This is a genomic window from Curtobacterium flaccumfaciens, assembly GCF_051548005.1.
Classification (GTDB): domain Bacteria; phylum Actinomycetota; class Actinomycetes; order Actinomycetales; family Microbacteriaceae; genus Curtobacterium.
Genome location: NZ_JBPUGH010000100.1, coordinates 1 through 13,039 on the forward strand (window position 1 = coordinate 1; position 13,039 = coordinate 13,039).

9 protein-coding genes and 1 tRNA gene are annotated in these 13,039 nt (G+C 73.1%); 2 read left to right on the forward strand and 8 right to left on the reverse strand.

Annotated elements, in window-relative coordinates; all coding sequences use genetic code 11:
• The 7 genes from ACSW7Y_RS11965 to argS form a co-directional block, all read right to left on the reverse strand.
• Positions 1–266: Rho termination factor N-terminal domain-containing protein (locus tag ACSW7Y_RS11965; protein ID WP_438126506.1), on the reverse strand; the 266-nt coding region annotated here is incomplete at its 3' end.
• A 163-nt stretch (positions 267–429) separates the two neighbouring features.
• A complete protein-coding gene (thrB, locus tag ACSW7Y_RS11970) occupies positions 430–1,356 on the reverse strand; it encodes a homoserine kinase (RefSeq protein WP_438126512.1) in 927 nt (308 codons plus the stop codon).
• Between the two features lie 65 nt (positions 1,357–1,421).
• Positions 1,422–2,501: a threonine synthase gene (thrC, locus tag ACSW7Y_RS11975; RefSeq protein ID WP_412880952.1), complete on the reverse strand. Its 1,080-nt coding sequence runs from the start codon at positions 2,499–2,501 to the stop codon at positions 1,422–1,424.
• A gap of 51 nt (positions 2,502–2,552) precedes the next feature.
• The gene (locus ACSW7Y_RS11980; RefSeq protein WP_058725330.1) at positions 2,553–3,884 is read right to left on the reverse strand and encodes a homoserine dehydrogenase; all 1,332 of its coding nucleotides are present in this window, start codon (positions 3,882–3,884) and stop codon (positions 2,553–2,555) included.
• 29 nt (positions 3,885–3,913) lie between these two features.
• A complete protein-coding gene (locus ACSW7Y_RS11985) occupies positions 3,914–5,461 on the reverse strand; it encodes a diaminopimelate decarboxylase family protein (protein ID WP_438126507.1) in 1,548 nt (515 codons plus the stop codon).
• A gap of 43 nt (positions 5,462–5,504) precedes the next feature.
• The gene (locus ACSW7Y_RS11990; RefSeq protein ID WP_438126508.1) at positions 5,505–6,260 is read right to left on the reverse strand and encodes an LmeA family phospholipid-binding protein; all 756 of its coding nucleotides are present in this window, start codon (positions 6,258–6,260) and stop codon (positions 5,505–5,507) included.
• 225 nt (positions 6,261–6,485) lie between these two features.
• On the reverse strand, positions 6,486–8,156 hold the full coding sequence (argS, locus tag ACSW7Y_RS11995) for an arginine--tRNA ligase (protein WP_438126509.1): 1,671 nt from the start codon (positions 8,154–8,156) through the stop codon (positions 6,486–6,488).
• 58 nt (positions 8,157–8,214) lie between these two features.
• On the opposite strand from argS, the gene ACSW7Y_RS12000 reads away from it, so the two are divergent.
• Complete coding sequence (locus ACSW7Y_RS12000; protein ID WP_438126510.1) at positions 8,215–8,775, forward strand: hypothetical protein; 561 nt, start codon at positions 8,215–8,217, stop codon at positions 8,773–8,775.
• Between the two features lie 188 nt (positions 8,776–8,963).
• On the opposite strand, the gene ACSW7Y_RS12005 is transcribed toward ACSW7Y_RS12000, so the two are convergent.
• A tRNA-Arg gene (locus tag ACSW7Y_RS12005) sits at positions 8,964–9,035 on the reverse strand.
• A 149-nt stretch (positions 9,036–9,184) separates the two neighbouring features.
• Between ACSW7Y_RS12005 and ACSW7Y_RS12010 the strand changes: the two genes are divergently transcribed.
• The coding region (locus ACSW7Y_RS12010) for a Pls/PosA family non-ribosomal peptide synthetase (protein ID WP_438126511.1) at positions 9,185–13,039 on the forward strand (3,855 nt) is incomplete at its 3' end.

Genomic DNA, 13,039 nt, shown 5'->3' on the forward strand with positions numbered 1-13,039 from the left:
GGGGCACGCTGGTCGCCGGCGGGCTGCTCGGCAGCGGGCTCGGGCAGCGTCGGCTGCTCGGTGACCGGGGCGGCGACGGCCTCGGCGGCCGGGGTCTCGGCCGCCGCGAGGCGCTTGTCCTCGATGGTGGCGATGAGGTCGCCCTTGCGCATCTTCGAGAGGCCCGTGATGCCGAGGGAGGAAGCGATGCGCTGGAGCTCCGGGAGCCGGAGTGCGCGCAGGTCGCTGGGGATCTCCACCGGGGTGGAGTCGTTGACGTTCGTCAAGGTCGGTGTTTCCTTTCGAACCGCAGAACGCGGAGAGTTTCCACCGTCCCGGATGCACAGCGGTGCACTGACCGTCGCTCAGACGACGGACCGGGAAACGGTGATCAGAAAGAGATTGCCCCCGCGCACCGGACCCTGCACCGGCGAGGATCGTTCCTGCTGCCTATGCGGGATCGGCTTGGAGCGCCGAGTGCGCTGCCACTGTAGCACCACCGAGGTCCACGGCCAGCATGAGCGGGCGCCAGTCCGACTCCGCGTGTCGCGACACGAGGTCCGCCGCGGTCAAGCGCTGCGCCGGGTCGCTGCCGAGGACGAGGAGGCTCGGGCCCGCACCGGAGACGACCGCCGCGAGCCCGTGCTGCCGCAGGAGCCCGATGAGGGCGTCGGTCTCGGGCATGGCACTCGCCCGGTACGCCTGGTGGAGACGGTCCTCGGTGGCGGCGAGGAGCAGTTCGGGGCTCTGGATGAGCGCCGCGACCAGGAGCGCCGACCGCGACACGTTGAACGCGGCGTCCTCGTGGGGCACGCTCGCGGGCTGCAGCGATCGTGCGAGCTTCGTCGACAGGGTCGAGGTGGGCACGAACACCACCGGCGAGACGCCCCGGTGCACGAGGAGCCGCTTGTAGGCAGGTCCGTCCGCGGTCATCCACGCGATGGTCAGGCCGCCGAAGAGCGCCGGCGCGACGTTGTCGGGGTGCCCCTCCATCTCGGTCGCGAGCGTCAGGAGCGTCGAGGCGTCGAGGTCGACGACCCCGTCGAGCAGCCCGCGCGCCGCCATGAGTCCGGCCACGATCGCCGCGGCGGAGGACCCCATGCCGCGGCCGTGCGGGATGGCGTTGACCGCGTGCAGCTCGAGACCCGGCTGCTCGGTGACCCCTCCGGCAGCGAGCCCACGACGGACTGCCTGCACGACGAGGTTCGAGTCGTCCGTGGCGACCTCACCGGCGCCGACGCCCTCGACGGTCACGGTCGCGTCGGGCTCCGGCCGGACGCGGACCGTCACCTCGTCGTACAGCGAGAGCGCGAGCCCGAGCGAGTCGAAGCCCGGCCCGAGGTTCGCCGACGTGGCGGGCACCCGGACGCGCACCACCCGTCCGGCCGGTACAGCGTGCTGGGCGGTCGTGCCCTCCCCCGGTCCGGACGAGCGGTGCGTGCTCACTCGGCGCCGACCAGTCCGAGCACGTCGGCGACGGACTTCGTGTCCACCGGCACGACCGTGGGCTGGACCTCGCCGCCGTCCTCGGTGCGGAGGGCCCACTGCGGGTCCTTGAGCCCGTGACCGGTCACCGTGATGACGACCTTCGCGCCCTTGCCGACGACACCGGCGTCCGCGCGCTCGAGGAGCCCGGCGACGCCGATCGCGGACGCCGGTTCGACGAACACGCCGACCTCCGCGGACAGGATGTGGTGCGCCGCGAGGATCGCCTCGTCGGAGATCGCGCCGAAGTAGCCGTCGGTCTCGTCGCGCGCCTCGAGGGCGTACTGCCACGAAGCCGGGTTGCCGATCCGGATGGCGGAGGCGATCGTCTCGGGCTTCGGGACGACCTCGCCCCGGACGATCGGGGCGGAACCGGCCGCCTGGAAGCCGAACATGCGCGGCAGCTTCGACGAACGACCCGCGGCGACGTCCTCGCGGTACCCGCGGGAGTACGCGGTGTAGTTGCCCGCGTTGCCGACGGGCAGGAAGTGGAAGTCCGGCGCGTCGCCGAGGACGTCGACGACCTCGAAGGCCGCGGTCTTCTGACCCTCGATGCGGTCGTTGTTCACCGAGTTGACCAGGTGCACCGGGTAGTTCGCCGCGAGGTCGCGCGCGATGTCGAGGCAGTCGTCGAAGTTGCCCTGCACCTGCAGCAGCTGCCCGTCGTGGGCGATGGCCTGGCTGAGCTTGCCCATCGCGATCTTGCCCTCGGGCACGAGCACCGCGGCGGTGATGCCGGCGTGCGTGGCGTAGGCGGCGGCGGACGCGCTCGTGTTGCCGGTCGAGGCGCAGATGACGGCCTTCGCACCGTGCTCGACGGCCTTCGAGATCGCCATCGTCATGCCGCGGTCCTTGAACGAACCGGTCGGGTTCATGCCCTCGAACTTGACGTAGACGTCCGCCCCCGTGCGCTCGGAGAGCCGTCGTGCCGGGATGAGCGGGGTGCCGCCCTCGCCGAGGGTGACGACGGGTGTCGCCTCGGTGACGTCGAGACGGTCGGCGTACTCGCGCAGGACTCCCTGCCACTGGTGGGCCATCAGGCTCCCCTTTGTATCGGTGTGCTGTTCGGGTGCGTGGGTGGTCGCGGCTCAGGCGCCGGCGACCCGCAACACGCTGGTGATCTCGGCGACGACGTCCTCGTTCCGGAGCGCCACCACGGTGTCGGCGAGGTCGGACTCGCGCGCCAGGTGGGTGCCGATGACGAGCGTCGCGGTCGCACCGGTGCGGTCGGCACCGGGAGCGTCCGTCTGCAGCGCACTGGTCTGTTCGACCGTCTCCACGCTGACGCCGTGCTTGGCGAGCACGCCTGCGACGGTCGACAGGACACCGGGGGCGTCCGCGACGTGCAGGGTGATCTGGTAGCGGGTGCGCACGGTCCCGATCGGGAACACCGGCAGGTCCGCCTGGGTCGACTCGGCGACGCCGGGGCCGCCGATGACGTGTCGGCGCGCGGCGGACACGAGGTCGCCGAGGACGGCCGACGCCGTCTCGACGCCACCGGCACCCGCGCCGTAGAACATGAGGTCGCCAGCGGCCTCGGCCTCGACGAACACGGCGTTCTTCGCGCCGTGGACGCTCGCGAGGGGGTGCGACTCGGGGACGAGGGCCGGGTAGACGCGGGCGGAGACGCCCTCGCGGCCGTCCTCGTCGGTGAGCCGCTCGGCCGTCGCGAGGATCTTCACGACGTAGCCGGCCTTCCGGGCCGCGCGGACCTGGTCGATCGTGATCGCCGTGATGCCCTCGCGGTGCACGGCCGCGAGCGGCACCGAGGTGTGGAACGCGAGCGAGGCGAGGATCGCGGCCTTCTGCGCGGCGTCGTAGCCCTCGACGTCGGCGGTGGGGTCGGCCTCGGCGTACCCGAGCTCGGTCGCGGTGGCGAGGGCGTCCTCGAAGGTCGCGCCCTTGCGGTCCATCAGGTCGAGGATGAAGTTCGTCGTGCCGTTGACGATGCCCATGATGCGCACGATGCGGTCGCCGGCGAGGGAGTCGTGCAGCGGGCGGATGATCGGGATCGCCCCGGCGACGGCGGCCTCGTAGTAGAGCTGCGCGCCGACCTGCTCGGCCGCTGCGAACAGCTCGGGGCCGTGCGTCGCGAGGAGCGCCTTGTTGCCCGTGACGACGTCCGCGCCGGACTGCAGTGCCTGGAGGACGAGCGTGCGCGCGGGCTCGATGCCACCGATGAGCTCGACGACGATGTCGGCGCCCAGGATCAGCGACTCGGCGTCGGTCGTGAAGAGGTCCTTCGGCAGGTCGACGTCCCGCTCCGCCTCGGTGTCGCGGACGGCGATGCCGACGAGCTCGAGGCCGGCGCCGGCACGCGAGGCGAGCTCGTCGCCGTGTTCGAGGAGGAGCCGCGCCACCTGCGACCCGACCGAGCCGGCTCCGAGCAGGGCGACGCGGACGTTGCGGTATTCGATCATCTGGGGGTGGTTCCTGTCGTTCGGGCGGGTCACCGGCCGGGGCCGGGTGCGGGGACGACCCCGGTGTCGCGGGCGAGCAGGTCGTCGATCGACTCGCCCCGGACGAGGATACGGGCTGTGCCGTCCGCCACGGCGACGACCGGCGGACGACCGACGTGGTTGTAGTTGCTCGCGAGGCTCCAGCAGTAGGCGCCGGTCGCGGCGACGGCGAGCAGGTCGCCCCGGTGCACGTCACCCGGCAGGTACTCGTCGTTGACGACGACGTCCCCGCTCTCGCAGTGCTTGCCGACGACGCGGGTGAGGACGGCCGGCGCGTCCGACGTGCGGGCGAGGCGGGCGGTGTAGTCGGCCCCGTACAGCGCCGGGCGGGCGTTGTCGCTCATGCCGCCGTCGACGGAGACGTAGGTGCGGGTCGCGGCGTCGGGGGTCGGTGCCTCGGCCGGCACGGCGCGGCCCTCGGTCGCGAGCACGCGCTCGGTCGTCTCCCCCACGAAGGAGCCGCCGTCGGCCGGCGCGGCAGCGTCTCCGTGCGCGGCGGCCTCACCGTGCGCGACCGCGTCGCCGAGCTCGAGCGTCACCGGCTTGATCGTGCCGACCGTGTACAGCGTGAGTCCCGCCGGGCCGACGATGTACCGACCGGGTTCCACCGCGATCTCCGGCACGGGGATCCCGCGTTCCGCGCAGGCCTCGGCGACGATCGTGGCGAGGGCCTCGGCGACGTCCTCGGGCTCGAACGCCGAGTCCGCCTCGGTGTAGTCGATGCCCCAGCCCCCTCCGAGGTTGAGCTCCGGCACCGCACCGGTCGCCACGAGCGCCGCGTGCACGTCCATGAGGCGCCGGGCGGCCTCGCGGAATCCGGACTCGTCGAAGATCTGCGAGCCGATGTGCGAGTGCAGCCCGACGAACGCGAGGGACGGCTCGGCCCGGACCGCCGCGGCGGCCTGCTCGGCCTCGGTCAGCGGGATGCCGAACTTCTGGTCCTCGCGGGCGGTGGCGAGGTACTCGTGCGTGGAAGCGTGCACGCCGCTGTTGATCCGGATGCGGACGCGCTGCACGACACCCGCGTCGGCGGCGGCGCGCGCGACGCGCTGCACCTCCTCGTGGCTGTCGAGGACGATCGTGCCGACCCCGACCTCGACGGCGCGGGCGATCTCGGCGTCCGACTTGTCGTTGCCGTGGAAGCCGAGCATGCCCGGGTCGACGCCCCCGGCCAGGGCGACCGCGAGCTCCCCGCCGGTGCAGACGTCGACGCGGAGGTCCGCCTCGGCCATCCAGGCGGCCACCTGGGTCGTCAGGAACGCCTTGCCCGCGTAGTAGACGTGGGCCCGGGTGCCGATCCGGCCGAACGCGTCCGCGAAGGCGGTCCGCACGCGCACGGCGCGGGACTGCACGTCGCGCTCGTCGACCACGTAGAGGGGTGTGCCGAACTGCCGGACGAGGTCCGAGGCGGCGATCCCGCCCACGGCGAGCTCGCCGTCGTCCGTCCGGGTCGCGGATGCGGGCCAGATGCGCGCCGTCAGCGCGGAGGCGTCCGTCGGGAACCGCAGCCGCGGCGGGGCAAGGGGGTTCTCGCTCACGGGACCCGATCCTACCGAGCCGTGAGGAGCCTCCCGTCCGGTGTTACGAGCAGGACCCCACCGACCGCAGTCCCTCCTCGCTGAGCGGCAGGGAGTCCGCGGTCACGCGGACGGTCGCGTCGCGTGCCGTGATGTCGAGGTCGCGCACCGCGAGCTGGGACGGCAGGAAGCGTGCGGTGCAGACCTCGACCGGGACGTTCGTGACGCCGGGGATCGAGTCGACCTTGAGGCCGAGCGACGAGTTGGTGATGCGGACGCTCTTCGGGGTGATCGTCACGCCCTTGCCGTCGTCCTGCGTCACGACGTCGCCGCGTGCGGCGTAGGTGATGTCGTAGCCGAGGACGGCCGTCGTGCCGGAGAGCTCGACCCCGCCGTCGACGAGCTTCAGGCGCTCGAACAGCGGGCTGTACTTGGCGAGGTCCTTGATGCTGCCCGAGGCGAGGGTCACGGTGCCGTCGAGGTCGCGCACGTCGCCCTTGCCGTCCACGGGGACGTCGTGCACGGTGACGTCGGCGGCGAGCGGGATGCCGTCGACCGTGATCTTCCGCGAGGAGATCTCGACCCGGTCGAGCGCGCCGCCGATGAGCTGCGGGATGACGACGCCGTCCGCGTGCGCCTCGACCTGGCCGGTGGTGCCCTCGGGGAGGGACTGCTCGACCTGCTCGGCGATGATCCGGTCGACGACGCCGCGGAGGACGAACTCGGCGACCACCACGAGGGCGGCGAGGACGACGAGCACCACCACGAGGACGATCGGCCAGCGGCGGCGCTTCGGGCGGGCGGCGGGGGCGGCGGTCATGCGTCCCACCCTGCCAGCACCCACCATCGGCCTGCCTGGAGGCCCGGCGTGCGCCCGGTGGGCGTCCGCCGCTGGTGCGCTGTGACCGTTGGGCGTCGACGCGGTCCGGCTCGCCGCGGAACCAGGTTCCGGACACAGCACCACGAAGAAGCGCGGTGTCGTGTCCGGAACCGGGTTCCGGCAGCGCCTCGAGCGCCCACGCGCCGCAGCCCACGCGCCGCAGCGCTACATGCGCTCGGGCGCGCTCACCCCGAGGAGACCGAGGCCGTTGCGGATGACCTGCCCCGTGGCGTCGTTCAGCCAGAGACGCGTGCGGTGGAGGTCCGTCACGGCCTCGTCCCCGAGCGGCGTCACCCGGCAGGAGTCGTACCAGCGGTGGTAGAGGCCCGCGAGCTGCTCGATGTAGCGCGCGATGCGGTGCGGCTCGCGGAGCTCCGCGGCCTGCCGGACGACGCGCGGGTACTCGGCGAGGGCCCCGACGAGGGTGCTCTCGGTCTCGTGCGTCAGGAGCGAGGCGTCGAACGCGGACCGGTCGACCCCGGAGGCAGCGGCGTTCCGGGCCACCGACTGCGTGCGGGCGTGGGCGTACTGCACGTAGAAGACCGGGTTGTCGTTCGTCCGCTTCGTCAGCAGGTCGAGGTCGATGTCGATCGAGGTGTCGCTCGCGAAGCGCACGAGGGCGTACCGGCCGGCGTCCACACCCACGGCGTCGACGAGGTCCTCCATCGTGACGATCGTGCCGGCGCGCTTCGACATGCGCATCGGCTCGCCGTCCTTGAGCAGGTTGACCATCTGTCCGATGAGGATCTCGAGGTTCTTGCCCGGCTCGTCGCCGAACGCCGCGCACATCGCCATCATGCGGCCGACGTAGCCGTGGTGGTCGGCGCCGAGCATGATGAGGTTCCGCTCGTACCCGCGCTCCCGCTTGTCGAGGTAGTACGCCAGGTCACCCGCGATGTAGGCCGGCTGCCCGTCGGACTTGATGACCACGCGGTCGCGGTCGTCCCCGAAGTCGGTCGTGCGGAGCCAGAGCGCTCCCTCCGCCTCGTACATCTTGCCGAGCGACTGCAGCCGCTCGATGGCGCGCTCGACGGCCTTCGACTCGTGCAGCGAGTTCTCGTGGAAGTAGACGTCGAAGTCGACGCCGAAGTCGTGCAGCGACGACTTGATGTCGGCGAACATGAACTCGACGCCCTCGCGCCGGAAGAGCTCCTGGGCCTCGTCCCGCGGCAGGTCGCGCACGCCGGTGCCGGCCGGGAGCGTGGCGATCACGCGCGCGGCGATCTCGCCGATGTACGCGCCGCCGTAGCCGTCCTCGGGCGTGGGCTCGCCGAGCGCCGACGCGACGAGGGAGCGCGCGAAGCGGTCGATCTGGGCACCGTGGTCGTTGAAGTAGTACTCGCGGGTGACGAGGCCACCCTGCGCCTCGAACACGCGGGCGAGGCTGTCGCCGACCGCGGCCCAGCGGACGCCGCCCATGTGGATCGGGCCGGTCGGGTTCGCGGACACGAACTCGAGGTCGATCTTCACCCCGTCGTACAGGTCGCCCTGCCCGAACGCGACACCCTCGTCGACGATGGTCTCGGCGATCGCGCCGGCGGCGGCCGCGTCGAGCGTGATGTTGATGAAGCCGGGGCCCGCGACGTCGACCGACGCCACGCCGTCGAGCTCGGTCAGCTCCCCCGCGATCTCGGTCGCGAGCTCGCGCGGGTTCGTCCCCACGCGCTTCGCGAGCTGCATCGCCGCGTTCGACGCCCAGTCGCCGTGCGCCCGGTTCTTCGGCCGCTCGAGGGCCGCGTGGGACTCCTCGACCGTCACCGTGTCCGAGGCACCTCGTCGCTCCACGATCCCCGTCAGGATCGACAGGTACGCGGCGGAGAGTTCGGCTGGTGTCATAGCGGTCGATCCTACCGGCGTCCACAGGTCTCCCCGGACGATGCACCATCATGGCCGGATGACCTCCCGCAGCCGCGTCCGGGCGATCAGCGCCGCCGTCCTCGCCACCACGTCCGTCGCCGTGCTCGCCGCGTGCTCCGGTGGCGGCGGAGCGGGTCCGACGCCGTCCGCGACGCCGATCGGGAAGCCCGTGTCGCAGACGTGCGCGGCGCTGCTCCCCCTCGAGTCGCTCGCCGTGTACGGGCAGGCCTTCGAGCAGGTGGAGTCCTACCGGCCCGCGAAAGGCACCCCGGCGGCACGGATCGTCCAGCAGCGGGGGCGTGCGTGCCAGTTCCGCGAGGTCTCGGACCCGTCGGTCACGATCTCGTTCGCCGTCGCGGACCTGCCTGAGAAGTCGCTCACGAACCTCAAGGACGCGCTGTACCAGCGGGGCGGTTCGGTGCCGACCTACACGGTCGAGGGCTACTTCGACCTGGCGGACGACGGGGTCGGCCGCGCGGATGCCTTCGCCGACCCGTACTGGATCACCGCGTCGTCGACGCTCTTCACCGAGCCGGGCGGCGCCCAGCCGGTGATGGACGCCGTGCGCGGCGTCGTCAAGCCGACCACCGGGGAGTAGACGCGACCGCGCGTCGGCCCGGAGGCGCGTGGCGGCCCCGCACCGCGCCTCCCGGCCGTCCCGTGCTCACGCAGGAGCAGCAGTGCGTCACGCGCCGGAACCAGGCACGGGGGACGGTCGCGGAACGCGACATCGCGCGCTGCCGATCGAGCGCAGCGAGAACGTCAGCTTGCGCGGGGATGTGACTGTGCCCCCAGGAGGATTCGAACCTCCGCCCCTGCCTCCGGAGGGCAGTGCTCTATCCCCTGAGCTATGGGGGCCCGGGGTGTCACCAACCGTAGCAGGTCTCCGGCACCCTCCCGGACCAGGCGTGTCGCGCGACGGCTCGCGGCGGTGTTTCCCGACGCGTCACGTCGACCCCCTAGGATCACGGCCCGGTCGCCCAGCACACGACCGAGGAGAGGACTCGATGACCACCGCCACCGGGAACCCGCAGGCCGAGCTCGCGCGTGGGGCGCACGCACCCGCGCCGCGCACCCTGCTCGACGTCCTCACCGAGACCGCGACCACGAACCCCGACACCCTCGCCCTCGAGGACCCCGACGGCACCCTCGACTACCGGGCTCTGCTGGCGGCGGTGCACGCGCAGGCCGACGACCTCGCACGCCGAGGCGTCCGTCGCGGCGACCGGGTCGGCGTCCGCATCCCGTCCGGCGGGCGCGACCTCTACCTGTCGATCCTCGCGGTGCTCGCGGCCGGCGCCGCGTACGTGCCGGTGGACGCCGACGACCCCGAGGAGCGCGCGACCCTCGTGTTCGGCGAGGCCGACGTCGTGGGCGTCATCGGCGCGGGCGGGGTGCTCGCCGACCGGCAGGGCGCTCCCCTGCCGGTGACCGACGCCGCGGCGAGCGCCGACGCCCCGGGTCAGGACGACGATGCGTGGATCATCTTCACCTCGGGGTCGACGGGCGTGCCGAAGGGAGTCGCGGTGACGCACCGCAGTGCTGCGGCGTTCGTGGACGCGGAGGCGCGGATGTTCCTGCAGGACGCGCCGATCGGTCCGGGTGACCGGGTGCTGGCCGGGTTGAGCGTGGCGTTCGACGCGTCGTGCGAGGAGATGTGGCTGGCGTGGGGGCACGGCGCGTGCCTGGTGCCGGCGCCGCGGTCGCTGGTGCGGACGGGGGTGGACCTCGGTCCGTGGTTGATCGCGCACACGATCACGGTCGTGTCGACGGTGCCGACCCTCGCGGCCCTGTGGCCCGACGACGCGTTGGAGCAGGTGCGGCTGGTCATCTTCGGTGGTGAGGCGTGCCCCCCGGAGCTGGCGGCGCGCATCGCGAGCCGTGGTCGGGAGCTGTGGAACACGTACGGGCCGACCGAGGCGACCGTGGTGGCGTGTGGGGCGCTGATGGACGGGAGCGCGCCGGTGCGGATCGGTCTGCCGTTGGACGGGTGGGACCTCGCGGTGGTGGACGATGCCGGGCAGCGGGTCGCTCCGGGTGGTGTCGGTGAGCTGGTGATCGGCGGCGTCGGGTTGGGGCGGTACCTGGACCCGGCGAAGGACGCGGAGAAGTACGCGGCGTTCCCGGAGCTCGGGTGGGAGCGGGCGTACCGGAGCGGTGACCTGGTGCGGTACGAGCCGGAGGGCCTGGTGTTCCAGGGTCGGGCGGACGACCAGGTGAAGCTCGGTGGTCGTCGGATCGAGCTGGGCGAGGTGGACGCGGCGCTGCAGGCGTTGGACGACGTGGCCGGTGGTGCTGCTGTGGTGCAGCGGACCCCGGCGGGCAACCAGGTGCTCGTCGGGTACGTGGCGCCGGTGGCAGGGCGGTCGGTGGACGTGGCGGCGGCGAACGCGCGGTTGCGTGAGGAGCTGCCGGCGGCGCTGGTGCCGCTGGTGGCGGTCGTGGACGCGCTGCCGACGCGGACGTCGGGGAAGGTGGACCGTGCGGCGCTGCCGTGGCCGCTGCCGGGGGTCGCCGGCGTCGTGGACCTCCCGGAGACGGTCGCGTGGATCGCGGAACGGTGGTCGGCGATCCTCGGGGTGCCGGTGACGGGTGTGGACGACGACTTCTTCGCCCACGGGGGCGGGTCGTTGACGGCGGCGCAGTTGGTGTCGGCGATCCGGGAGCGGTTCCCGACGACGACCGTCGCGGACGTGTACGACCATCCCCGGATCGGCGCGTTGGCTGCGGCGCTGGACGAGTCCGGTGCGGCGGAGGCGTCGGAGCGGCCGGTGGCGCCGGTGTCCCCGGCGACGGGGTTCCTGCTGACGGTGCTCGGGCTGCCGGTGCAGGTGCTCCGAGGGCTGCGGGTGTTGACGTGGACGTCGTTGGTGTCGACCGTCCTGCACGCGACGTCGTTGCCGTTCCTGCCCGTGGTGTCGTGGCCGTGGCTGGTGCTGGCGCTGCTGGTGTTCGTCACCCCGCTGGGGAAGATGGCGCTGACGGTGGTGCTCGCGCGTCTGCTGTTGCTGGGCGTCCGGCCGGGTGACCACCCGCGCGGCGGGTCGGTGCACGTGCGGGTGTGGCTCGCGGAACGGATCGCGGAGGCGGTGGACGGCCCCTCGACGGCCGGTGCGCCGTGGATCAGCTACTACGCCCGTGCGCTCGGTGCGCGGATCGGGCGCGACGTGGACCTGCACGCGCTGCCCCCGGTGACGGGGATGCTGCGGGTGGGGGCCCGGGCGTCGATCGAGCCCGAGGTGGACCTCGCGGGCCACTGGGTCGACGGGGACGTCTTCCGGCTCGGGCCGGTCCGCGTGGACGCGGACGCGGTGGTGCGGAGCCGGTCGACGTTGTTGCCGGGCGCGCACGTGGGGGCCGGTGCGGAGGTCGAGCCCGGTTCGTCGGTGACGGGCCGGGTCCCCGACGGGGAGCGGTGGGCGGGTTCGCCGGCGGAGCGCGTCGGGTCGGCCCGGCACGACCGGGAGGCGCGACCCGTCTCCCGTCGACGCTGGCTCGTCGCGTACGGGGCCGGTTCGGTCGCGGTCGCCGGGCTGCCCGTCGTCGGGGTCGCGGCGGGACTCGCGGTGACGATGGCGCTGGTGGGTGCGGCGCCGTCGTTCGGGGCCGCAGTGCTGCGTGCGCTCGCGGTGGTGCCGCTCGCCACGGTCGTCGCCGGGCTCGTGTACGCACTGCTGGTCGTCGCGTCGGTGCGGCTGCTCGGGCTGGGCCTGCACGAGGGACGGCACCCGGTCCGGAGCCGGATCGGCTGGCAGGTGTGGACGACCGAGCGGGTGCTCGACGCCGCCCGGACGCTGCTGTTCCCGGTGTACGCCTCGCTCGTGACGCCGCTGTGGCTCCGGCTGCTGGGTGCCCGGGTCGGACGGAACACCGAGATCTCGACCGTGCTGCTCATCCCGGCGCTGACGCAGATCGCGTCGGGAGCGTTCCTCGCCGACGACACGATGGTCGCGACCTACGAGCTCGGCGGCGGTCGGGTGACGATCGGCCGGTCGAAGGTGGGTCGCCGGGCGTTCCTCGGGAACTCGGGGATGACGGGCGCCGGTCGGTCGGTCCCCCGCGAGGCCCTGGTGGCCGTGCTCTCCGCCGTGCCGAAGAAGGCCAAGCGCGGGTCGTCGTGGCTCGGGACCCCGCCCGTGCGGCTGCGGCGAGCGACGACGACGTTCGACGAGGAGCGCACGTTCCGGCCGCCGCGGAGGCTCAAGGTCGCACGCGGCTGCTGGGAGCTGCTGCGGCTCCTGGCGCCGATGGTGTCTGCCGCGATCGCGCTCGGGGTGGTCGCGACGCTCCTCGGCCTGTGGTCGACGATCGGGCTCGGCTGGACGGTCCTGCTCGCGGGTCCGGTGCTCATCGTCGCCGGTGCGGTCGCGGCCGCGGTGTCGACGGCGGCGAAGTGGGCGTTCGTCGGTCGGATCGACGCGGGCGAGCACCCGCTGTGGTCGTCGTTCGTGTGGCGGAACGAGGTGCAGGACACCTTCGTCGAGACCGTCGCCCGGCCGTGGTTCGCGGAGCAGTGCACGGGGACCCCGGCGCTCGCGGCGTGGCTGCGGACCCTCGGCGCGCGGATCGGTCGCGGCGCGTGGATCGAGACCTACTGGCTCCCCGAGGCCGACCTCGTGGCGATCGGCGACGGCGCCACGGTGTCGCGCGGGACCGTCGTGCAGACGCACCTGTTCCACGACCGGGTGATGCAGCTCGACGCCGTCCGGCTCGACGCGGGCGCGACGCTCGGGCCGCACAGCGTCGTCCTGCCGGCGGCGGGGCTCGGCGCGGGCTCGACGGTCGGTCCGGCGTCGCTCGTGATGCGCGGGGAGCAGGTCCCGGCCGGCTCGCTGTGGTCGGGGAACCCCATCGCGCCGTGG

Coding starts and splice junctions, on each gene's coding strand:
- ACSW7Y_RS11990 (WP_438126508.1), bottom strand. CDS start 6,260: ATGACCGCCGCCCCCGCCGCCCGCCCGAAGCGCCGCCGCTGGCCGATC.
- argS (WP_438126509.1), bottom strand. CDS start 8,156: ATGACACCAGCCGAACTCTCCGCCGCGTACCTGTCGATCCTGACGGGG.
- ACSW7Y_RS11980 (WP_058725330.1), bottom strand. CDS start 3,884: ATGATCGAATACCGCAACGTCCGCGTCGCCCTGCTCGGAGCCGGCTCG.
- ACSW7Y_RS12000 (WP_438126510.1), top strand. CDS start 8,215: ATGACCTCCCGCAGCCGCGTCCGGGCGATCAGCGCCGCCGTCCTCGCC.
- thrC (WP_412880952.1), bottom strand. CDS start 2,501: ATGGCCCACCAGTGGCAGGGAGTCCTGCGCGAGTACGCCGACCGTCTC.